The 22087-nt window shown below is 45.1% G+C and carries 17 protein-coding genes, 1 tRNA gene and 2 pseudogenes; 11 read left to right on the forward strand and 9 right to left on the reverse strand.

Features of this window, described 5'->3' with window-relative positions; translation table 11 throughout:
- Positions 1-697: 697 nt before the first annotated feature.
- The 3 genes from AK966_RS12870 (at position 698) to lhgO (ending at position 5206) form a co-directional block, all read left to right on the forward strand.
- Positions 698-1708, forward strand: coding sequence for a TAXI family TRAP transporter solute-binding subunit (locus tag AK966_RS12870; protein ID WP_099078308.1), 1011 nt, complete (start codon positions 698-700; stop codon positions 1706-1708).
- A 154-nt stretch (positions 1709-1862) separates the two neighbouring features.
- Positions 1863-3986 carry a TRAP transporter permease gene (locus AK966_RS12875; RefSeq protein WP_119464295.1) on the forward strand — a complete coding sequence of 708 codons (2124 nt, stop codon included), beginning with the start codon at positions 1863-1865 and terminating at the stop codon, positions 3984-3986.
- Positions 3987-3994: 8 nt separating this feature from the next.
- On the forward strand, positions 3995-5206 hold the full coding sequence (lhgO, locus tag AK966_RS12880; RefSeq protein WP_119464296.1) for an L-2-hydroxyglutarate oxidase: 1212 nt from the start codon (positions 3995-3997) through the stop codon (positions 5204-5206).
- 50 nt (positions 5207-5256) lie between these two features.
- On the opposite strand, the gene AK966_RS12885 is transcribed toward lhgO, so the two are convergent.
- From AK966_RS12885 to AK966_RS12900, 4 genes are all read right to left on the reverse strand, one after another.
- Positions 5257-5661, reverse strand: coding sequence for a cystatin domain-containing protein (locus AK966_RS12885; RefSeq protein WP_119464297.1), 405 nt, complete (start codon positions 5659-5661; stop codon positions 5257-5259).
- 114 nt (positions 5662-5775) lie between these two features.
- Positions 5776-5874 carry a DUF2474 family protein gene (locus AK966_RS20450; RefSeq protein ID WP_099078304.1) on the reverse strand — a complete coding sequence of 33 codons (99 nt, stop codon included), beginning with the start codon at positions 5872-5874 and terminating at the stop codon, positions 5776-5778.
- Complete coding sequence (gene cydB, locus AK966_RS12895) at positions 5874-6872, reverse strand: cytochrome d ubiquinol oxidase subunit II (RefSeq protein WP_119464298.1); 999 nt, start codon at positions 6870-6872, stop codon at positions 5874-5876. The genes AK966_RS20450 and cydB overlap by 1 nt, the downstream gene beginning before the upstream one ends.
- A 12-nt stretch (positions 6873-6884) precedes the next feature.
- Complete coding sequence (locus AK966_RS12900) at positions 6885-8273, reverse strand: cytochrome ubiquinol oxidase subunit I (protein WP_099078302.1); 1389 nt, start codon at positions 8271-8273, stop codon at positions 6885-6887.
- Between the two features lie 132 nt (positions 8274-8405).
- Here AK966_RS12900 and AK966_RS12905 point away from each other — a divergent pair, with 132 nt between their 5' ends.
- Positions 8406-9650 carry an NADH:ubiquinone reductase (Na(+)-transporting) subunit B gene (locus AK966_RS12905; RefSeq protein WP_119464299.1) on the forward strand — a complete coding sequence of 415 codons (1245 nt, stop codon included), beginning with the start codon at positions 8406-8408 and terminating at the stop codon, positions 9648-9650.
- Positions 9651-9945: 295 nt separating this feature from the next.
- The gene (locus AK966_RS12910; protein ID WP_099078300.1) at positions 9946-11346 is read left to right on the forward strand and encodes a tryptophanase; all 1401 of its coding nucleotides are present in this window, start codon (positions 9946-9948) and stop codon (positions 11344-11346) included.
- A 71-nt stretch (positions 11347-11417) separates the two neighbouring features.
- Here the strand turns inward: AK966_RS12910 and AK966_RS12915 are convergent, their stop codons facing one another.
- The gene (locus AK966_RS12915) at positions 11418-12029 is read right to left on the reverse strand and encodes a DUF2913 family protein (protein ID WP_099078299.1); all 612 of its coding nucleotides are present in this window, start codon (positions 12027-12029) and stop codon (positions 11418-11420) included.
- Positions 12030-12059: 30 nt separating this feature from the next.
- Positions 12060-12143, reverse strand: a tRNA-Leu gene (locus tag AK966_RS12920).
- A gap of 644 nt (positions 12144-12787) precedes the next feature.
- Here AK966_RS12920 and AK966_RS12930 point away from each other — a divergent pair.
- Positions 12788-13189, forward strand: a pseudogene (locus AK966_RS12930) (nucleoside transporter C-terminal domain-containing protein); the annotation flags it as partial.
- Between the two features lie 120 nt (positions 13190-13309).
- On the opposite strand, the gene AK966_RS12935 reads toward AK966_RS12930, so the two are convergent.
- On the reverse strand, positions 13310-13912 hold the full coding sequence (locus AK966_RS12935; RefSeq protein ID WP_099078298.1) for an alpha-ketoglutarate-dependent dioxygenase AlkB: 603 nt from the start codon (positions 13910-13912) through the stop codon (positions 13310-13312).
- A 142-nt stretch (positions 13913-14054) separates the two neighbouring features.
- On the opposite strand from AK966_RS12935, the gene AK966_RS12940 reads away from it, so the two are divergent.
- Positions 14055-15407 carry a diguanylate cyclase gene (locus tag AK966_RS12940; protein WP_119464300.1) on the forward strand — a complete coding sequence of 451 codons (1353 nt, stop codon included), beginning with the start codon at positions 14055-14057 and terminating at the stop codon, positions 15405-15407.
- A gap of 289 nt (positions 15408-15696) precedes the next feature.
- On the opposite strand, the gene AK966_RS12945 is transcribed toward AK966_RS12940, so the two are convergent.
- Positions 15697-17253 (reverse strand): DUF3612 domain-containing protein, encoded by a 1557-nt coding sequence (locus AK966_RS12945; protein ID WP_099078296.1) that lies wholly within the window; start codon positions 17251-17253, stop codon positions 15697-15699.
- Between the two features lie 173 nt (positions 17254-17426).
- On the opposite strand from AK966_RS12945, the gene AK966_RS12950 reads away from it, so the two are divergent.
- On the forward strand, positions 17427-18002 hold the full coding sequence (locus AK966_RS12950; RefSeq protein WP_172438053.1) for a hypothetical protein: 576 nt from the start codon (positions 17427-17429) through the stop codon (positions 18000-18002).
- A gap of 70 nt (positions 18003-18072) precedes the next feature.
- On the opposite strand, the pseudogene AK966_RS12955 reads toward AK966_RS12950, so the two are convergent.
- Positions 18073-18372: pseudogene (locus AK966_RS12955) on the reverse strand (GGDEF domain-containing protein); the annotation flags it as partial.
- Between the two features lie 64 nt (positions 18373-18436).
- Between AK966_RS12955 and AK966_RS12960 the strand changes: the two are divergent.
- The 3 genes from AK966_RS12960 to AK966_RS12970 are packed head-to-tail and all read left to right on the forward strand — an operon-like array spanning position 18437 to position 22043.
- Positions 18437-19780 carry a DASH family cryptochrome gene (locus AK966_RS12960; protein ID WP_099078294.1) on the forward strand — a complete coding sequence of 448 codons (1344 nt, stop codon included), beginning with the start codon at positions 18437-18439 and terminating at the stop codon, positions 19778-19780.
- Positions 19781-19791: 11 nt separating this feature from the next.
- A complete protein-coding gene (locus AK966_RS12965) occupies positions 19792-21336 on the forward strand; it encodes a cryptochrome/photolyase family protein (RefSeq protein WP_099078293.1) in 1545 nt (514 codons plus the stop codon).
- Complete coding sequence (locus AK966_RS12970) at positions 21336-22043, forward strand: SDR family oxidoreductase (RefSeq protein ID WP_099078292.1); 708 nt, start codon at positions 21336-21338, stop codon at positions 22041-22043. Before AK966_RS12965 ends, AK966_RS12970 begins: the two co-directional genes overlap by 1 nt.
- Positions 22044-22087: the final 44 nt, after the last annotated feature.

A 22087-nucleotide genomic window follows, 5' to 3' on the forward strand; every position in this document is an offset into this window, starting at 1 on the left:
AGAGCAGGAGGATCGTAGCAGCAACGCCTGATGGGCGTTTTAAAGCAAATTGTAATTGCGCAGTTGCTGACATGGGTGATCCTTAATGGCGAAAAAATACCAAGGAATACGTTTACCTTGGTGTGCTGATACCGTAGCAACATAGGGGTATGGATACAACCCTGCAGTAGAAAATAAGCTGATCTGGTTGATGTATGTTTATGAAGTGGTGGATTGAACTGGACGCTAGGTTATAAGTTGGACTATATGACTTTTCATTTCATTAACACTCTATGTTCTGGTGATTTTTAGCTCAGTCTTTAGTGTTTTTTGCTAGTGTCGATGTTTATCAAATAAACAAGCTAGGGCATTGCGCCTTAACTTCTTGTTGCCAAGACGTTTACTTAGTGGTTTTCACCTTATCATCATAATTGGCAAAAAATTCTCATTCGCTATTGGGGGATTATCTCTTATCGATCACAACTCATTAACTTTTTGAGAAGTAAAATGGAAAAAGCGCACCTATAAATAGGCAAAATATTGCTTATCAGTTTAATGGTAAATAAGCGGATTTTTGCTTATCCCGTATGCTATTAAGTAATGCAATTAAAATAATGACTTATAAGATTGAAGCAGAATTGCCTAAGGTGGTTTGTTGTTAATTAGTATTTAGCATAGTGTGAACTTCAATCGCAAAACGACTACACGGAGAGTAATAATGAAAATGAACAAGCTGGTTAAGGCTCTGGCTGTTGCAGTAACTTCTTTTGGTATTGCTGCTAATGCTGCGGCGGAAGAGCGTAGCTACATTCTTGCCACTGCATCAACAGGTGGCACGTACTACCCAGTGGGTGTCGCACTTGCCACGTTGAGCAAAGTGAAATTGGCACCCAAGCACCACTTTTCTTTATCTGCAATTAGCTCTGCGGGCTCTGGTGAAAATGTAAAATTGCTCAATGAGAACGAAGCGCAATTCGCTATTCTTCAGGGGCTGTACGGCGCTTGGGCATGGTCTGGTGAAGGTCCTTACGCGAAAAGCGGTCGCCAAGATCAGTTGCGTTCAGTTTCTATGTTATGGCAGAACGTTGAACATTTTATTGTTCGAACTGAGTTCGCTACAACAGGCACAGTTACTGACCTAAATAACTTAGACGGCAAGAAGTTCTCTATTGGTAAGAAGAACTCTGGGACAGAAAACTCAGGTCGCCAGATCATGAAAGGTTTAAACGTTGACCCTGAAAAATTCAACCTTGCATTTATGGGCTATGGTGGTAGTGCGAGTGCACTACAAAACGGTACTATCGATGGTATGAATACGCCAGCAGGTGTACCTGTTGGTGCCGTGACTCAAGCCTTTGCGGCATTAGGTAAAGATATCTCTATTCTTTCGTTTACCGATGAGCAAATCAAAGAGGCGAATGGTACTTATAACCTTTGGACCAAGTACGAGATCCCTGCTAACACTTATCCCGGTTTGGATAAGCCAATCACAACCATTGCTCAACCAAATTTCCTTGCTGTGCGTGACGACATCTCGGAAGAAGACGTTTATCAGCTAACGAAAGCGGTCTACGAAAATTTACCATTCCTACAAGGCATCCACAAAGCGACCAAAGCAATGGCGATTGAAAAGGCGATTGCTGGTTTGCCAGTGCCTCTACACCCAGGTGCTGTCCGTTACTACAAAGAAATGGGCGTTGATGTCCCATCATCATTGATAGTGCAATAGTGCCCACTTTGCCCCGAGTAGAAGCTTGGGGCACTTTCGCCCGCCTTTAGGTTTTGAACTTTCTGAGATGGAACAAAAGGCAGCAGGATTTAGTGGCCTTTGAGTCGAATGTAACCTCGGGTAGCCACACACGCCTTTGAGCTTGGAGTAAGAGATGAGCGACTCAATTGAAAAGGGATTGCAGAAATTTGAGCTACCCACTCGCAGTGACTTCCCATGGGTGACCACCACCATTACGGTGTTTGGTGTCGTACTTTCTATTTTGCATATCTGGTTTAACACCTTATCGACGCTACCAGAGTTGTGGATCTCCGCCACCCATTTCGCGGGATTTGCCGTGATTTGTGCGCTTTGGTACCCGGCTCATATCTCTCTTAGACAGAGCAAAATGGCCTTGGCGGTAGACGTATTGATTGCATTGGGCGCGATCGCTTGTTTGATCTATATTCCTTTTGCTGAAGATGCCTTGTATGAACGTGGCGTGAAGTTTGTGACTAGTGACTGGGTATTTGCCATCATGGCCATTCTCATCGTGATTGAGCTGATCCGTCGCACAATGGGCTGGTTTATTCCGGTGCTGATTGTGGTGTGTTTGAGCTATGTTGTGCTGTGGGGGAAATGGGCGACGGGAATTTTTCATTTCCCCGGTTTGAGCATGGAAACCTTGCTTTACCGCAGTTTTTATTCTTCTGAAGGGATGTTTGGCTCCATTTCTCGCATTAGCTGGACGTTCGTGTTTATGTTCATCCTCTTTGGTGCGTTTTTAGTCCGTTCTGGCGTGGGGGATTACATCATCAATGTGGCTCGTGCAGCTGCTGGCAAAATCATCGGTGGTCCGGGCTTTATTGCGGTCATTGGCTCTGGTTTGATGGGCTCGGTTTCTGGCTCTAGTGTTGCCAATACCGTATCAACCGGTGTTATTAGTATCCCTCTTATGCAGAAAGCTGGTTTTCCTTCCCGTTTTGCAGCAGGCGTCGAAGCGGCGGCATCAACGGGTGGGCAGCTTATGCCACCAATAATGGGGGCTGGGGCGTTCATTATGGCGTCTTACACGCAAATCCCTTATGTGGATATCATCGCAGTATCGTTTGTGCCTGCGTTGATTTATTTTTTATCGGTCGCTTTTTTCGTTCGCATCGAAGCAAAACGCAGTGGCGTACAGAAAATCACGACGAGTGAAGAATCGCTAGTTAAGGTGCTTATCCGTGGATGGCACAATCTGATTCCACTTGTCGTTCTCGTCACGCTACTGGTACAAGGCTTCACGCCAACGTATGCCGCAGGACTTTCCATTATTTCTGTGGTGGTGGCATCTTGGTTCTCTAAAGAGCATAAGATGGGCCCGAAAGCGATCATCGAAGCGCTCTCTCAAGGCGCGAAAAATATGGCCACGACGGCGGTGTTGCTGGTGGGCATCGGTTTGGTGATCAATGTGATCAGTACAACCGGTATTGGGAACACCTTCTCACTGATGATTGATGGATGGGCAAATGGGGACTTGTTTATCATGTTGATATTGATTGCTCTGGCGTCTTTGGTTCTTGGGATGGGCTTACCAGTAACGGCCGCATACATTGTATTGGGGACGCTTTCTGCACCTGCTCTGTATAAATTGATCGCCGAAAATCAATTACTCGAGCTGATGATATCGGGCCAATTGCCAGAGCAAGCAAAAGCGATTTTTATGCTTGTGGCGCCTGATAAGTTGGAACTCTTGAATGCACCAATGGCATTAGAAACTGCAAAAGAAATGGTCGCGCTTGTGCCCGCTGACTTTATGGAAACTCTGCTAGAGCAAAGTTTGGGTATCGAGGCAGTAGGGTTAGCATTGTTGGCCGCGCACCTGATCATTTTCTGGCTATCACAAGACAGCAATGTAACGCCTCCGGTTTGTTTGACTGCATTTGCTGCCGCGACGATTGCCAAAACGCCGCCGATGCGCACAGGCCTAATGGCATGGAAGATTGCTAAAGGCTTGTATCTCGTTCCATTACTCATTGCCTATACCGGTTTAGTAAGTTGGGATGTGACCTCTGTACTAACCGTTGGCTTTTTTGCGATCATTGGTACTTACTCGCTCATCGGTGCGATAGAGGGGTATCTAGAAGGGCCTCTGAATCTCTTGCTCAGATTTGTTTTGGTGGCATCGGGTACGCTATTAGTGTGGCCAGATATTCCCATCTTGGTTCGTGTGGCTTGTTGCACTGTCTTTGTCGCGATTTTTGTTTACAGTGGTCGTAAGTTCAAATTACAACAATCTCAACTTTCGGTGTTATGAGAGGCCGTATGAAACCTGTCTATGACTACATTATTGTTGGTGGCGGTATTGTCGGTGTTTCTACTGCGTGGCAATTGCAGCAACGTTACCCAGACTGCTCTATTTTGTTAGTCGAGAAAGAAGCTGATTTTGCTCAGCACCAAACCGGACACAATAGTGGGGTGATTCATGCTGGCGTTTACTACGCACCGGGCAGTTTGAAAGCCGATTTTTGTAAGCGTGGTGTAGAGCGAACCTTCTCTTTTTGTGCGAAGCACGATATTCCAGTTGAGAATTGCGGCAAGCTTTTGGTCGCAACCAATGAGCAGGAAGTTGATCGCATGAACGCCCTTTATGAGCGTTGTCTTACCAACGGTATCGAGGTAGAACTGCTTGACAAAGCACAACTGAAATCGGCTGAGCCGCACATCACCGGTTTAGGTGCGATTTACGTTAAAGCGACCAGTATTGTCGACTATCGTTTGGTGACAGGGCAGATGGTAAAAGAGTTCCAAAAGCTCAGTGGACATGTGAGCTTGAAGACAGAAGTTATCGCGATAGAAGAGCAAGGCGAAGAAGTGCAAATTACTTGTACTCTTGATGGAAAAACCATGCACCTGAACGCCAAGTTTTTGGTCACATGCAGTGGCTTGATGGCTGATCGCATGACGAAGATGATGGGTATCCCTACCGATTTTCAAATCATTCCGTATCGTGGTGAATACTATCGCCTAGACAGCAAACATGAGCACGTAGTGAATCATCTTATCTATCCAATCCCTGATCCTGATTTACCATTCTTAGGTGTTCATTTGACACGCATGATTGATGGCTCGGTCACTGTGGGGCCAAATGCGGTGCTGGGCTGGAAGCGAGAAGGATACGGGAAAGTAAATTTCAGCCTGCACGATACATTGAAAATGCTCAGCTTCCCGGGTTTTTGGAAAGTCACGCAAAAGCATCTTAAAACGGGGTTGGATGAGTTCAAAAACTCATGGTGGAAATCAGGGTATCTAAAGCGGGTCAATAAATATTGCCCAAGTATTCAAGTGGAGGATCTTAAACCTTACCCAGCAGGAATCCGCGCGCAAGCGGTTCTTTCTGATGGAACCTTGGTGCATGACTTCCTATTCGCAGAGAGCGCAAGAAGTCTACACGTATGTAATGCGCCATCGCCAGCAGCCACATCTGCCATGCCAATCGGAGAGTACATTTGCGATAAGGTAAATGGAAAGGTTTAAAAATAGCAAAGGCGACGTGGTCGCCTTTGGTTATTGAATCGATTCAGAGCTTAAGGTTTACTGTTTGGACAGAGAGCACCTTTCTTGGCGTGTCTTTCGATCATGTAGTCACCACGAGAACTGTGGAATACCATTGCATTCCAGATCTCCCCATTTTTTAACTCGAACTCGATAGCGTAGCGTGTACCCGCAACCACTTGAGTTCGGACTTGATTGATCTGTTTAAGCTGGTCGGTGGCGTTCATTTGATGCAAAACCATGTTAAGAGAGCGCCGTGCATCAGGGGTGACTTCAGACACTTTCCAGCCGCCAGCAAGCCCTTTTTCCGGCGAACAGATGGCCTGCATCTTTTTCTTCATCTCTTGAGACATCTGCTTGTCAACCGCAAGAACTGTATTTGCTAATGGTAGAACAGAAATTGAAAGCATCACTGTCCAGAACATCCTCACATTCATAAAAGCACTCCATTGTTTTATTCTTGAATCAGTATATACCTAATCAGTTGAACCTGCGGGGTTCGTTGTGATAACACTGGCCAAGTCTTGTTATTTAAACGCTCGTTATTCGATTTACATGAGCACATAGCGTATGAGGCTACTAACAATGAAGAGAGCTAGCACGCTTATTAACCAAATGCAGATGAACCAAAGAATCGGTTGGAATTTCATTAATGATACCCTTCTCCTTGTTTTATCTTGCCTCGAAATACCCAGTATGAGTAGACGGTATAAGCAATGATCAGTGGTAGTAATACCGCACTACCTGTGAGCAAGAAAATTAAGCTCTTATCTGGAGCGGCAACCTCTTGATAAGTCAGTGCAAAGGGGACTAAGTAAGGGAAAGTACTTACACCAAAAGCAACAACAGAAATAAAGAATAGGCCTATTGCTAAAACATAAGCTTTTACTGGTTTGTGTTCTAGCAATGCTTTGAACAATTGCCAAATCAAAATGGCCGCAGCGATAGGTAAGATAAAAAACAGCAGCGAATTAGGCATAGAGAACCAGCGCTGAAAGACCAACTCACTACTAATTGGCAACCATAAACTGGCGATAAAAATACTCGCGACCATCGCCAATCCCCAGCGGCGGGCAACAACGTAGTATCGACTGATCATGTCTTCAGGCAGTTTAATTAGCAACCAACAAGCCCCGAGTAAAATGTATGCGCATACCAGCGCAACACCGCAAAACAAACTGAAAGGAGAGAGCCAGTCGAACCAACCTCCATTGTATGCTCGATCACTCACATCAATACCTTGAAGCAATGTACCCAACATGATGCCTTGCATTAAAGCCGCAGTGAAGGAGCCGATAAAAAAAGCGCTATCCCAAAGAAATTGTCCGCGTTGCGTTCTAAAACGGTACTCAAAAGAGACCCCACGTAAAATGAGCCCAAGAAGCATCAGAATAAGAGGGGCATAAAGAGCGGGCATGATAATAGAATAAGCGAGGGGAAATACAGCAAACAACCCACCTCCACCAAGTACTAACCAAGTTTCATTACCATCCCAAACTGGCGCGATACTGTTCATCATCATGTCGCGTTCGTCCTTACTATCTGCGCTGAGAAATAGGATGCCGATACCGAGGTCAAACCCATCGAGCACTACGTATATCAAGACTGCAAGCCCAATGAGCACGTACCAAATAAGTGCATAATCCATGTCTGTTACTCCCTAAGTCAGATGATTGGAGTGGGTGATGATGTCGGTTTCTGAACCGTCTGGAAGTCGACTGTCTAAGCCTTCTTCATAGCGTGTTGGCGACTTTCTCATCAGACGGAGAAGATAAAAGAATCCCGCACCAAATACGGTGAAATAGACAACGATAAATGCGGTGAGGGAGACACTCACTGCCGCAGCATCAATGGGAGAGGCGGAATTCGCTGTCGTTAGCAAACCATAAACGGTATAAGGTTGCCTACCGACTTCAGTGGTAATCCAGCCGGCTAATACTGCGACAAAGCCGCCCGGAGAAAAGAATAGACAAGTTCGATACAGGGCCGGAGAATCAAACAGTTTGTTATGTTTTCTGAGCCATAAACTCCACAACCCGATAAGAAGCATAGTGAACCCAATCGCCACCATTATGCGAAATGACCAGAAAACAATACTGACGGGTGGGTGCTCTTCTTCTGGGAAGGCGTCAAGCCCTTTCACTTCACCATTGAGATCATGCGTTAAAATCAGACTTCCTAATTTAGGAATTTCAAGCGCGTATTCTATTGTCTTCTCTTCTTCATTCGGGATACCAAACAAGATCAATGGCGCACCTTTATGTGATTGATAATGCCCTTCCATTGCAGCCACTTTGGCGGGTTGATGCTCCATTGTGTTTAGGCCATGCATGTCACCAGCAAGTATCTGTATTGGAGTGACGATCGCCGCCATCCACATCGCCATTGAGAACATGATGCGTGCCAACGGGTTATGCTTTGCTTTGAGTAAGTGGAACGCGGCTACGCCAGCGATGACGAAGGCGGTAGTTAAGTATGCTGCCAAGAGCATGTGAACTAGGCGGTAAGGGAAGGAGGGATTGAAGACAATATCCCACCAATCTTCCGGTATGAATTGACCGACCTCGTTGATGCTATAGCCAGCTGGCGTTTGCATCCAACTATTGACAGAGAGGATCCAGAACGCCGAAAGAAAGGTGCCAAAAGCAACGATACAAGTGGCAGCAAAATGCAGTTTCTCTCCCACTTTGTTGATACCGAAAAGCATGACCCCGAGGAAACCTGCCTCCAAGAAGAAAGCGGTAAGTACTTCGTAGCCCATGAGTGGACCAAGAACAGGGCCAGTTTTGTCTGCAAAGACACTCCAGTTTGTGCCAAATTGATAACTGAGAACGATGCCACTAACTACGCCCATGCCAAAACTGATAGCAAAAATCTTTAACCAATATCGGTAGATTTGCATGTACTGTTTGTTGCCTGTTCGCAAGTACAGCCCTTCAAGCACAGCAAGATAGCTTGCAAGTCCGATCGTAAATGCTGGAAAAATAATGTGAAACGAGACGGTGAACGCAAATTGAAACCGCGCTAAATCGATGGCAAGAGTATCCATTAGTTCTCTCCCTAGTACACATTATGTAGACAGTTAGTTACGCTGAATAAGTGGGAACAGATTAAAAACGATCGCTTTTCGTTATCTGGCGTAATACTTCATATGTTCGTGATCAAAAGGGGGACAGGAACAATGAGCTTGAAGCGTTATTTTGAAAAGGTCTCACCAAAGTTTGAACCGAGAGGCCAGTACCACAAGTTCTACCCACTCTTTGAAGCTGTCGAAACCCTTTTTTATACGCCGGGTAAAGTGAATCACGGCGCTACCCACGTTCGAGACAGCATAGATCTAAAGCGCATCATGATTATGGTATGGTTAGCCGTTTTCCCCGCGATGTTTTGGGGCATGTATAACATCGGTCAGCAATCTAGCTATGCTTTGTTGTATGGTCTTGACCAAGCAGCAGCGAAACAAGCTATTGATGCTTCTTGGGGGCTGAGTTGGGTTTGGGGGTCGGTTGAAGCGGCGAGTCAAGCCGGTTGGGGGAGTAAGCTACTCGTCGGCGCGACCTACTTTTTACCCGTCTACGCGACCGTGTTTATCGTCGGTGGTTTTTGGGAAGTGTTGTTTGCCATCGTCCGTAAGCATGAAGTGAATGAAGGATTCTTTGTCAGCTCGATTCTGTTTGCCTTGATTCTCCCTCCAACCATTCCATTATGGCAAACCGCGTTGGGTATCACTTTTGGTATCGTGGTGGCGAAAGAAATCTTCGGTGGTACGGGACGAAACTTCTTAAATCCCGCTTTGGCAGGACGCGCATTTTTGTACTTCGCTTATCCCGCTAACATGTCTGGTGGTGCGGTGTGGATTGCTGCGGATGGGTACTCTGGCGCAACACCACTTAGTCAATGGTATGAAGGCGGTCAGAGTGCCCTGATGAACAACATGACGGGACAACCTATCTCATGGGTGGACGCATTTGTTGGTAACCTGCCGGGCTCGATGGGGGAAGTCTCGACTTTGCTGATTGCACTCACAGGTTTGGTGCTGATCTTTATGAAGATAGCCTCATGGCGGATTGTTGCGGGTGTCTTTGTTGGCTTAGCCGTGACGTCGCTACTGCTTAATGCGATTGGGTCGAATACCAATCCTATGTTTTCTATGCCGTTCTATTGGCACTTTGTGATTGGTGGTGTAGCGTTTGGTACCTTCTTTATGGCGACAGACCCAGTATCGGCCGCATTCACTAATGGCGGTAAATGGGCTTACGGTATCTTGATTGGTGTGATGACCATATTTATCCGCGTACTCAACCCAGCCTACCCGGAAGGCATCATGTTAGCGATTCTGTTTGCCAACTTGTTTGCTCCTTTGTTCGACTACATGGTCAAAGAGAACAACATCAAGCGCAGAATGAAAAGGGCTAAACCTTCGTAAATGAGGCGAACTTCACTGAAGTTTGATTGAAAACTGCACTATATTAAAAAAGGTCAGAGACATGGGGTTTCTGACTTTTCTTTTATCAGGAGGACGAAGACGATGAGAATTAAGGCTATTCTCGATAGCCGTTTGGTGCTGTCGTTCTGGTACAACCTAGACTACTGCTTGTCTCTTCTTAGTAAAATCTCTGTGCGTTAATTTCCTCAATGCACTCGCATTGAGAAGCAATTTATTTGTTTGTTTTTAATCTTACGCTTAAGTGCGTAGGGTCATATGTATAAGGAAATTAACAATGAAACGTATCCCAGAACCGTTCCGTATCAAAATGGTTGAGCCTATCAAAATGACGACCTTGGCTGACCGAGAAATTGCCCTTAAACAGGCGGGGTTTAACCCCTTTCTGCTTCGCAGTGATGATGTGTATATCGACCTACTGACCGACTCTGGTACAGGTGCTATGAGTGATAATCAGTGGGCAGGAATCATGATGGGGGATGAATCCTATGCTGGCAGTCGCAATTACTACAACTTGTGTGATGCGGTAGAGCATTTCTTTGGTTACAAGCTCACTGTGCCTGCACACCAAGGTCGTGGTGCGGAGCAAATTTTGTTCCCTGCTTTGATTGAGCGAATGCGTCAAGTCAGGGGCGGTACAACACCGGTATTCATTTCTAACTACCATTTCGATACGACAGCAGGCCATATTGAGCTTAATGGTGGTAAGGCGATCAACGTGGTGACGGAAGAAGCATTTGATACTACGACCCCCTATGATTGGAAGGGCAATTTCAACCTTGGTAAGCTAGTGGAAACCATTGAAGAACATGGTTCAACTAACATCTGTGCCATCATTACGACGATTACGTGTAATAGCTCCGGTGGTCAGCCAGTGTCGATGGAAAACATGCGCAGCGTGTACGAAATTGCCACCCAATACGACATTCCTGTGGTGATTGATTCGGCTCGTTACTGTGAGAATGCGTACTTTATCAAGCAGCGTGAAGCGGGATATGAGGATAAGTCGATCCTAGAAATCATCCGCGAGATGTACCAGTACGGTGACATGTTAACGATGTCGGCCAAGAAAGACCCAATGGTGAACATTGGTGGTATGTGCTGTATTCGCGACCACCAAGAGTTGTTTCAGGCCGTACAGACTCGATGTGTTCCTATGGAAGGTTTTGTAACATATGGCGGTATGGCTGGCCGTGATATGGAAGCGCTAGCTCGTGGTTTGTATGAAGGGGCTGATGAAGATTTTCTTCATTACCGAATTAGTCAGGTACAGTACTTGGGTGAGCGTCTACGTGAAGGCGGAATTCCTATTCAATACCCAACCGGTGGTCACGCCGTATTCGTGGATGCAGCGAAAATCTTGCCACATATTCCCGCAGAGCAATTCCCGGCACAAGTGTTATGTAATGCTTTATACCTAGAAGCGGGAATCCGAGCGGTAGAGATTGGTTCACTATTGCTAGGGCGTGATCCAGAGACGGGCGAGCAAAAAGCGTCCGAGCTGGAGCTAATGCGTTTGACCATTCCTCGTCGTGTTTATACCAATGACCACATGGATTACATCGCTGATGCGATCATCGAACTTAAGAACCGAGCGCATGAGTTAAAAGGTTTAACGTTTGACTACGAGCCTCCGGTATTGCGCCACTTTACTGCTCGATTCCGTGTTATCGATTAGAATGGCATTGGATAGGAAAAAGGCCGCGAAATTCGCGGCCTTTTTAGATTCGAAAACATGGCTTCTAGTGATCATGCTAACTTTAGCGTGATCCGCACAAACTGTTCATCTTGGTACAGCACTTCGTAATTGAAGGTGTTGCTTGCATAAATACTGCCTAGGAACAAAGAGCGTTGGCTCATAGGTCCGCGGAAAAGCATCGAAATTGGTGCAATTAGGGCATTATTGTCGTCGAAGTGCTGGTTTAAGTTATCGGATAGCACACACAATAAGCAACCATGTTGATCATGAGATAAGTCGACATCTTCAGGACGAGAGAGCAATACGGTCGTGCCTAACTTTTTCTCGATTTCGTTAATTAAAAGTAAATAACTGTCGAGATGAGGTTGCGGATTACGCGGTTTATCGGCACCAACACAACGCTCAAGCAAGACTTCAAGGTTACCATTTTCCCCTTTTGCTTGTTGAGTTAATGACTTTAACGGCTTTTTAATCAGCTTGTAGCGATTGCTTTTTAGCTTAGGTTTAAGCCACTTCTGTAGCAGATCATTACGCTCTTTTTGGGGAAGATTTCGCGAGGATGCGTGGATTTTGAAGTGTAGGTGTAATAGGGCGTGCACCGCTAGTTCGCTAAGTAATTGGTTAGCATCTGCGGATGGTTTTGCCTGCTTAGAACTTTGCATTACACTCTAGGTTTCTCTTAGGAAAGATAATGGTGCCGAGAGAGGGACTCGAACCCTCACACCTAAGGCACTAGCACCTCATGCTAGCGTGTCTACCAATTTCACCATCTCGGCATCATGATACTCTGCGTAAGCAGAGGCTCCCGAAAGAAGCGAGTTAGATTGTATATCCAAAATCCATCAATTGGCGAGAATAAAATTACTTATTTCTCGTGTTTGATGTTTGATTGCGTATTTATTGCTCAATTTAATGGTGTTCATGGCTCAGTTTTACCTTAAAGCCCTGCTTTTTATACAAGTATGGGCCTTGAATGGCATCTTTGCTTGATTCTTGAATGCTTGAACGTTTGCGTAATAAACATAATGAAACTCTCTTTTTGTTGACTATACTTGCGTCCCGTTTAAGCGGGAAATAGGGTATAGCTGTTCAAGCCCCTTACCCATACAAGCCGCCACATGGATCAGGCAGAGTGTTAATCTCGACCGCAGTGAATGACCCCACGGATCGGACCAGCTACGTTCAATTGCTTGTATAAGGTAAAAAATAAGATCTCGAACTATCCGTTCTATCACCAATTTGGATCTGCGAGTGCGCTGCCACTCGATACGTTGTCCCTTTCTTGTGCCAATTCCTTTGGCGTTTCTTTCTTTTTCAATGTTCAGTAGGTCCGATTCATGAGTGTTCTATTTAGTCTATTTGGTATTGTTGCACTATTAGGTTGTGCGTTCCTGCTGTAAGAGAGTCGTTCTTCAATCAACTGGAAAACCTTGGTGAAATGTTCGGTTTTGCGGACATTACGCTACAAGCGATTTTCGGTTATCTATTTACGCCTCTGGCGGGGTTGATTGGTGTCCCTAGTCACGAAGTTTTAGCGGCGGGTTCATACATTGGTCAGAAGGTGATAATGAACGAGTTCGTAGCATTCATTGACTTTGTACAGCACAAAGCGATGCTATCTCAACATACCCAAGTAATTATTATTTTTACGCTGTGTGGTTTTGCGAACATTGGTTCGATTGCGATTCAGCTAGGTTTTATCGGTGTGATTGCCCCTGAACGTCGTAAAGATGTGGCAAACATGGGGCTAAAAGCGGTAGCTGCGGGCACACTCGCAAACTTAATGAATGCTTGCTTAGCCGGTATCTTTATTTCGCTGTAAGTGATGGCCAAATAAATATTTGAACAAAACCCGTCTATATGGCGTTTTTTTTCTTATCTCATCAATACGTAAGCAATATGGCCTATTGCTTTGTGGCCGGTTTTAACTCATAACAACGGGTTACGTTACTATGTGCCTAAAAGTAAGGTTGATTCGTTCACCTTTAAGTTTCGCTGTTTTGGGCACGGCATGTTTCCAGTGATGCTGTAGCTCACCGGCCATGATCAGTAGAGAACCGGGGGAAAGTTCGTATTCAATTTGAGTTTTACAATGTAAATTTCTGAGCACAAAACGGCGGGTTTCGCCCAAGCTTAGCGAGGCAATGACGGGATTTGCTCCTAGCTCCGGTTCATTGTCTTGATGCCACCCCATGGAATCTTGTCCATTGCGATATAAATTGGCCAACACTGAGTTGAATGTGGTTTGAGCAACGGCTTCACTGCGCACTTTGAGCTCATTTAGATCTGGAGTTAATGGGGAGGGGGGCATGGTTAGGCCGGAGTATGTATAAGCAGTATCACCATACCAAGCTTGTAGACGTGGCTGACGCACCGAACGACCAAATATCATAATGTGTTCTTGATGCCACGGTAGTGTCGATCTCAAACGAGAAAAATAGTGCTCCGCTTCTATTTCGCTTAGAAAATCAGGTTGGTAGTAGATTCTGCCATGACTGACATCTTGCCAAAATGAGCTTTCAAATAAATCACCTTGTTTATCCATATTGGTCATCCTGTTTTGGTCATAAAATTGCGGAATAATTCCCCGCACCATTAGTGGTTTTGGTTATGATTACTATAGGTAAGTTATTTAATTGTGGTGAATACTTATCACTTTTGTGTGTCAAATTATGGGGGGGTGGCGCATGTCTTATTCACCCAAAAAGCAGCACTATTTTGTACTTTTCTTTGCCACTTTTATTTTGGTCTGTGTTGCGACGATAGAGCTGTTGCATCAAAGCCAGAACAAGCTGCGCCAAGAGCGTACGCAAGTCAAAACTAAAGAGCAACTGTCGCTTCTAGGAGCGAGCTTAGAAGCCTCTTTAATGGCTGACATCTATAAGGTCAGTACGCTTGCGGCGACCATTACTTTGCTGCCCACGCATGATTATCATGAACTGAATAGGATTGTGAATCACATTCTAGATAAAAGCCGACACATCATCAGTATTGGTATTGCAGAAAATGAGGTTTTACGTCGAGCATATCCGAGACAAGGCAACGAGAGCGCTGTTGCTGAGCATTCTCGTATTCTGGAAGAAAAAGCCAGAGAGATTGAAGACATTGTTGTCGCCGGCCCGGTGAGCCTAAAAGAAGGCGACCTGATCCTTACTGTGCAGGTGCCAGTATTTTTTGATCCTCCCATTAATAAGAACTACTGGGGGGCCATCAGGGCGACGATCGATTTAAAAGCGCTATTTCAAGATATTGGCGTGCTGAATTTCTCGTATTTATACCCTTTAACCATTAGAGGTTACGATAACCTTGGTCAGTATGGTGATGTGTTCTTTGGCGATCACAATGAATCAAAACAAGTGTATGGAAGAGAGAGGGTTCACTTTCCTAACGGAGGGTGGCTCATGGCAGTACACTCTAATGGTGAATCAGATAACCAAGTGCCTTGGTATATTTTTAATTTGGCTCGAATAGTTGGTTATTCGATCTTATTGGTCTTAATTTGTGCGATGATCGTCATCTACCGCTTGTATAGCATTGCAGATAGCCGTGCCTTACACGACGAGCTTACTAAATTGCCTAACCGTCGCTATTTCATGCAATCTTATAAACAGCAGTTTGAAATCGCTCAGCGATACAAGAAGCGCTACAGTTTTGCATTGATTAATATTGATCTGGATAAGTTTAAACATATCAATGACACTTTCGGTCATGATGCTGGCGACAAGGTATTGATCGCTTGTGCTCAGCGCGTGAAGCGTACTCTACGTCGTTCCGATATTGTCGCGCGCGTAGGAGGCGATGAATTTTTGGTATTAGTGCACAACCCCGAAACGGAAGAAAATATTCGAGCACTCTTAAATAAACTCAGAAAGGCGCTGTGCTCTACACCCGTAAAATATGACGGCCAACAGATTTACTTTAGAGCCAGTTTGGGTTATGCCGTGTTTGATTCTGAGATTGAGTCCCCTGAAATGATGATGAAGATTGCTGATGACTGGATGTACAGGCAAAAGCGTCGTGTCGCGGGAAGGGATAAGTAATGGGGAAATCATTTTGCTGAGAAAAGCATAAGTAATAATGCCATTGGTGGCATATTTATACTCGATTGCATTTTGCAATTGCATATTGCAACTTGTTGCTTAAAAAAGCGACAGTATGCATGAAAAAGAACGGTGTGTCGCAAGTTTAAAGTTGGCACGTATAATGCAATTACTTAACTGACCCTTATTAAGCCGAGGGTCATCTAGCCAACTGACGTTGTTAGTGAATACAGATTGTTCACAGATATATATCGCCAATCACCTTTATTGTGGTTGGCGTTTTTTCTTTTTACAGTTCAATCGATTGAATACCACCCTCTGAGTTTTCAGATTCATGACATTTGCTATAACAGCTTGGCTGTCTTGGGCACACCGCGCCTCTAGAACAAATTAACCTTGCCTGTGTTTGAATTCCTCGTTCAATCCAATTGATGTTGAGGATTTTGGCGATGGTGGTGAGATCTTTTTTGATATGCGGTGGAATTACGCTACTTCCCCCTGATGTGACACACAGTGATTTGAGTTCTTCTGCGATGGATAACGCATCCCCTCCTTGAGCCGAGATAGCGGGATTAAGATCGATACCCGCACACAACACACGATTGTTACCAGCAGGGTCAACAATATTGACCGACTCACAACAGTATATCCTTGGTTCATTCCCCACGTTTAAAATTGAAATTTGGGCAGAGCTGGTATCTAGAGGTTGTGATAACCGTCTAAATACCGCCCAGTGCTGACAAGGATCGTTAACCGTGCGCATGTTGCCCCACGGTAGTGGAATGCCGTTACCGCGATAGACTGCTTTTAATTTACCCGGGCCATAAGCATCAAAATAGTGCCAGTGAGGGTATGGGGATACAACAGTCATACGTCGCATTGCGACAGAGGGAGAAACTCCCGCTTTTTTATGTACCGAGATTTCGTAACCTGAGCGGTCAAGTAACTGGCGATAAGGTACTTTCGGACACAATAATGCCCCCGCGAAGAAACTAGACTCAAAGTCAAGCCATGCTTGCAGAATGTCTTGAGAGTTAAGACTAGAACCTGATGCCGAGCCGTCTGGTTGATCCCAGTTGTTCTGTTGGCCGATGGACAATACGTTGTTCATCCCATCACTACTGTGTAGTACTCGATGGCCAATATAAACCGCAAGGTCGTATTTCAACCTGGTAGGGTAGTCACGCATGAGTTTGTTGAGATAGATGGTGCCTGGCGCTTCCATAAATGAGGTCACCAGTTGCTTGGCGCTGACGCCTAGTTCATCAATGACGTCTTGCGGTGCTCGGTCTACCCAACGAATGTTAAATCCCATACTTTTAGCGATATCAATCAGATCTTCTACTGATAAATTTAAGCGCTTCAATCCGACCTCTTCTGCTGCACGCTCTAAGTCTGGGAAATGGTTTTGGTGGTTTTCTTGGTGAGCACGAATTAACAAATGGGCAAATTGCCTCCCTGTGATGCCAGTTTGGGAAAGCATCTCAGGAATGGCAATTTGCAGAATATCGTTAGAGAACAAGAAGCTTGGCTCTAATGCCATACCATTGATGCCACCTCGATTGCCTTTGTTGGGGGTGATCGCTTCTAGCTCCGGCTTATCGTCCAAAAACCAAGCGGGCTCTTTTTGAAAAACTTCGGCAATCACCTCTAGCATATCGATGCTAGGAACCCGTTTTCCTCGTTCTATCATCGAAAGGTACGAAACGGATGGTGCGTACTCCGGATTAATTCTTACACAGCGCGCAGACAAATCCTCCAACGTTAAATGGTTGTTTTTTCTTAGGTTGCGAATTTTCGTACCTAAAAAATGGGACTGGCGAATCAGGCTTTTTGGCACAGACATTTTGTAAAATTCACACTGTAAAATTTTTGTTGTGAAATTGTAGTCAATAATTCGCTAGTCTTCATAATAAGCAGGCAAAGAAATTTACTCTCCACTTCACAAATTTGCCTGAAACTTAAACGTCAGTTTTAAGTTTTTACTCTAACTAGTGTGTTAAGTACGAGGATATGACGATGAATATGCTGAACTTCGATAAAAAAGAAACCCAACAACAACGTCCGTTTATCGCTGAAGCTGTATTTGCCGTCGAAGCGGTAAGTGCTGAGCAGCAGAGTGAGAAACAGGTGAAAGCGAAGCAACTACTCGACCGTATGTTTCCGTTGGAAAAAGGGTCACACCAAGATGTTTCAAGCTATGTGATTGATTACCGACATGTGCTGGTTTTCTTTAAAGATGGAACCCATAGTGGCCTGAAAAGCCCAAAACACTTTGTGGCTTATACGGGTGAAAAAGAAGACCCAAAATCCATTTTGTTTAAAGACGAGTCAGGCAGTCATGTTGAAGTGCTGTTTGGTTGTCATAAAGGCACGGGATGTATTGAGCTAATGGATATCAATGACATCCAACTCGAAACACGTACGACATTCAGCCCAGAGCTAACGGGCAATGCAACAACGGCGATGCGTCACTGGATTAGTCTTATTAAAGGCGATAAGAAAGGCAAACCAATGGCGTGCAGTGAAGATAAAGAATATACGGCTAAAAATGGTGAAGATTACTTTTTAAGTTACTGTTACAGAATGGATTAATTTACATTCAAGAGTCAGAATAACAAACCCCCAAGCACAAGCTTGGGGGTTTGTGTTTTGAAAAAGCCGTTTAGACGGGCATGACACGGTTCCGGCTTAGCTGTTTGGCTTCATAGAATTGTTTATCAGCTTTATTAATCAGCGATTCTAGCGTATCAACGATTTGGTACTCTGCCACGCCAAATGACGCAGTGATGCTTTGTACCTGTGTGCCAGAGCGTTTATCGGTGACGCGTAATTTTTCAATCATTCGCCGCAGTCTGTCTGCGTACTTGAGACCAATGCGAAACGACTTGTTTGGTACAATCAACGCAAATTCTTCCCCGCCAAAGCGGTAGGCACTAATACCATCTCGACAGCTTTTTCTGATCGTGACTCAGTGAGATTCGTAAGAAAAGTTGGAATATGGTTTCATGTAAAGCAAGGAGTGTCTTGTGAGCATTAAGGTGGGTCTGTACTGGTTTACAAATGATTTGAGAGTTCATGATAATCGATTGCTGCAACATGCATCCTCAGAAGTAGAAAAGCTCATTTGTCTGTATTGTTTGCCTAAAATTACGCCTTTTTTGGCACACTTTGCGCAAGAGCGTGAGTTTGGTCGGGTAAAACGACAATTTTTAGAGCAATCATTACATGATTTAGATAAATCTCTTATTGGGTTTGGGCAGCGATTATTTACAACGGTATGGGAGCCGCGAGTGGCGATCATCCACGCCATTAAGCAGTCAGGTGTAACGCACCTTTATGTAGATGCAGTTCCTTCTTCTGATGAGCAAAGTGTGATCCAAACCATCAGAACTCAATGTCCGCACATTTGTGTCGTTCAACATCATAATCGTAGTTTGTTCAACATTGTGCAGCTCCCCTTTACTCTCGATGCATTGCCCAAGACCTTTACTCAGTTTCGAAAAAAGACCGAGAAGCAAAAGGTCAAGTTACCCGATGAAATGGTTAAATCGCTTCCCCCACCACCTCCTGAATTAGATTGGCTTGTCTTATTAAGCTCGGATGAGGAAAGCAAATCAGCGTGGCTAAAAGGTGGTGAGCGGGCTGGGCTGATACATTGTGAACGATACTTTTTTTCGTCATTGGCGAGTCAATATAAAGACACTCGTAACAGTCTTGATGGTATAGACAACTCAACGAAATTCTCTCCTTGGCTAGCACATGGCTGTATTTCACCGAGGACCATTTTCGCAATGCTGAAGCACTATGAATGTCTCAATGGAGCGAATGACTCTACCTATTGGATTTATTTCGAACTTCTTTGGCGTGAGTATTTCTATTGGTATGCTCGCAGATACGGAAAGCAACTTTTTCAATTTGCTGGTATTCGAAACCAGCCGCCGCTTACCACATTTTATGCGCATCGCTTTTTGCAATGGAAGAAAGGTGAAACGCCTTTCCCTATCGTAAACGCTTGTATGCACCAACTCAATGAAACGGGCTACATGTCGAATCGTGGCAGGCAATTGGTTGCAAGTTGTTTGGTGCACGAACTTGGCCTTGATTGGCGCTATGGCGCAGCATATTTTGAATCACAACTGATCGACTACGATGTGGCATCGAACTGGGGAAATTGGCAATACCTGGCTGGAGTCGGAGCCGATCCGCGAGGGTCACGACAATTCAACCTCGAAAAACAGACGCAGATGTATGACCCATATATGGAATTTATTGACCGATGGCAAGGCCGTTGTGCTGGCGCCCAGTTGGACAGCGTGGACATGGTCGATTGGCCTATCGTGATGGAAAGCCAAGAAAAAACCTCGTCCTAGGAGAAGCCGTAATGCAATTTGAAGCCGTACGATTGGTTTTGGGCGATCAACTCAACAGTGAGCATTCTTGGTTTAAACAACCTGACGAAAGCATCCTCTACCTGATTGCAGAGCTTAAGCAAGAGAATACCTACGTGACGCACCATATTCAAAAAGTGTGTGCGTTCATCTCTGCAATGGAACTGTTTGCAAAAGAGCGCCAAAGCGAGGGTCATCAGGTCTTGTATCTTTCTTTAGATGACACCCAGCCTTTCGATGCTCTAGAGCAACTCTTACAGCATTATGTGAGTGACGTTGGTGCAATCAAGTTTGAATATCAACGCCCAGATGAATACCGACTTTTGGAACAGTTAACGAGACTCAAGCTTGAAGGGGTTGTGACGCGATGCGTTGATACTGAACACTTTTTATTACCTTTTGAAGAGATTGAATCACAGTTTCCGCAAGGTAAGCACATCATGATGGAGCACTTTTACCGCCGCATGCGTAAGCGTTTTAATATCTTGATGCAAGATGGCAAACCGTTAGGAGGGAAATGGAATTACGACGCTAATAACCGAAACAAGCTCAAAGCCAAAGACATTGAACAACTGCCACATCCCTTGATGTTCAGTACTGATGTGAGTGTGATTACTGATCGGTTAGCGCGACATAACATCAAAACAATAGGCAACCTTGGGGGGGATTTGATCTGGCCGATCAATCGCGCGCAAAGCTTGTCCTTACTCGCTCATTTTTGCAAAGTCTGTTTACCACTGTTTGGTCGCTTTCAAGACGCGATGACGGGGAAGCATGATGCTAAGTGGAGCTTGTATCACAGTCGGATTTCTTTCTCGCTTAATAGCAAGCTGCTGCACCCCAAAGAAGTGATTGATGCGTCACTCAAGGCATTTCATTCCAACGCTGATATTGATATCTCTCAAGTTGAGGGTTTTGTACGACAGATACTAGGCTGGCGGGAATACATTCGCGGCGTTTACTGGGCAAACATGCCTGCTTACCAGAAAAAGAACGAATTGGGAGCAGAAAGAAAGCTGCCCAACTTCTTCTGGAATGGCGAAACGAAAATGGCGTGCATGCGAAACGCAATTGGGCAGTCGCTAGATTATGCCTATGCGCACCACATCCAACGTTTGATGGTCACGGGTAATTTTTGTTTGCTAACGGAAGTCGACCCCGATCAAGTGGATGAGTGGTACCTCGGCATCTATGTCGATGCCATTGAATGGGTAGAAATGCCGAATACGCGAGGGATGGCGCTATTTGCTGATGGTGGCATTGTTGGCACAAAACCCTATGCGGCGAGTGGTTCTTACATCAACAAAATGAGCGATTACTGCAAGGGCTGCCATTATGACAACAAAGCACGTAGCGGTGAAGGCTCCTGTCCATTCAATAGCTTATATTGGCGCTTTATGAACAAACACGATAAACGTTTAGCAACCCACCCACGAATTAGGATGATTTATCGCTCTTGGGACAATATGGAAGAGCAGCAACGTCAAGCGATACTGGATACCGCAGAACACTACATAGAAAACGCGGAGAACTTGTGATGGAAATACTCATCGTCGGTGGTAATGGTGGAATTGGTTTGGCGATGGTGCAACAAGCAGCGGCTCGTTTTCCTCATGCTCGGTTGCACGCAACGTACCGCAATCAAAAGCCCAGTTGGTCGCATCCTCATGTTATCTGGTATCAAGTGGATGTGACGCAAGATGCCCAAGTCAAAGCGCTCAGTGAGCAAATTGAACAAGTTGATTGGTTAGTGAACTGCGTGGGTATGTTGCACACTCAAGATAAAGGCCCAGAGAAGAACCTTAACGCGCTCGATGCGGATTTTTTCCATCTCACCATTGCTGTGAATACTCTGCCGAGTTTGCTGTTAGCGAAATACTTTACACCCAAGCTAAAACGCAGTACCGCGCCCAAATTTGCCACCATATCGGCCAAAGTCGGCAGCATAGGAGATAATCAACTAGGCGGTTGGTACAGCTACCGCGCATCAAAAGCGGCGTTAAACATGTTCCTTAAAACCATGTCGATAGAATGGCATCGAATGGTCAAACATGGCACGGTGCTTTCACTTCATCCAGGTACGACGGATACCGCCTTATCAGCCCCATTTCAAGCGAATGTGCCTGAGGGTCAGTTGTTTACACCAGAACGTGTGGCAAATGATTTATTGAGCTTGATAGAAAACTCAACCCCTCAAGATAGCGGGGCATTTTGGGCTTATGATGGCACGTTATTACCTTGGTAAAAGATCAGGGCCTTTAAAAGTTAGAATCAGAAAGAGACGATGGG

The sequence above is a fragment of the Vibrio sp. PID23_8 genome, from assembly GCF_003584965.1.
In the GTDB taxonomy this organism is placed as follows: Bacteria; Pseudomonadota; Gammaproteobacteria; order Enterobacterales; family Vibrionaceae; genus Vibrio.

What these genes read in the sequence shown, in the direction of transcription:
- AK966_RS12870 (WP_099078308.1), top strand. Translation starts at nt 698, where the DNA reads ATGAAAATGAACAAGCTGGTTAAGGCTCTGGCTGTTGCAGTAACTTCT.
- AK966_RS12875 (WP_119464295.1), top strand. Translation starts at nt 1,863, where the DNA reads ATGAGCGACTCAATTGAAAAGGGATTGCAGAAATTTGAGCTACCCACT.
- lhgO (WP_119464296.1), top strand. Translation starts at nt 3,995, where the DNA reads ATGAAACCTGTCTATGACTACATTATTGTTGGTGGCGGTATTGTCGGT.
- AK966_RS12885 (WP_119464297.1), bottom strand. Translation starts at nt 5,661, where the DNA reads ATGAATGTGAGGATGTTCTGGACAGTGATGCTTTCAATTTCTGTTCTA.
- AK966_RS20450 (WP_099078304.1), bottom strand. Translation starts at nt 5,874, where the DNA reads ATGAAATTCCAACCGATTCTTTGGTTCATCTGCATTTGGTTAATAAGC.
- cydB (WP_119464298.1), bottom strand. Translation starts at nt 6,872, where the DNA reads ATGGATTATGCACTTATTTGGTACGTGCTCATTGGGCTTGCAGTCTTG.
- AK966_RS12900 (WP_099078302.1), bottom strand. Translation starts at nt 8,273, where the DNA reads ATGGATACTCTTGCCATCGATTTAGCGCGGTTTCAATTTGCGTTCACC.
- AK966_RS12905 (WP_119464299.1), top strand. Translation starts at nt 8,406, where the DNA reads ATGAGCTTGAAGCGTTATTTTGAAAAGGTCTCACCAAAGTTTGAACCG.
- AK966_RS12910 (WP_099078300.1), top strand. Translation starts at nt 9,946, where the DNA reads ATGAAACGTATCCCAGAACCGTTCCGTATCAAAATGGTTGAGCCTATC.
- AK966_RS12915 (WP_099078299.1), bottom strand. Translation starts at nt 12,029, where the DNA reads ATGCAAAGTTCTAAGCAGGCAAAACCATCCGCAGATGCTAACCAATTA.
- AK966_RS12935 (WP_099078298.1), bottom strand. Translation starts at nt 13,912, where the DNA reads ATGGATAAACAAGGTGATTTATTTGAAAGCTCATTTTGGCAAGATGTC.
- AK966_RS12940 (WP_119464300.1), top strand. Translation starts at nt 14,055, where the DNA reads ATGTCTTATTCACCCAAAAAGCAGCACTATTTTGTACTTTTCTTTGCC.
- AK966_RS12945 (WP_099078296.1), bottom strand. Translation starts at nt 17,253, where the DNA reads ATGTCTGTGCCAAAAAGCCTGATTCGCCAGTCCCATTTTTTAGGTACG.
- AK966_RS12950 (WP_172438053.1), top strand. Translation starts at nt 17,427, where the DNA reads ATGAATATGCTGAACTTCGATAAAAAAGAAACCCAACAACAACGTCCG.
- AK966_RS12965 (WP_099078293.1), top strand. Translation starts at nt 19,792, where the DNA reads ATGCAATTTGAAGCCGTACGATTGGTTTTGGGCGATCAACTCAACAGT.
- AK966_RS12970 (WP_099078292.1), top strand. Translation starts at nt 21,336, where the DNA reads ATGGAAATACTCATCGTCGGTGGTAATGGTGGAATTGGTTTGGCGATG.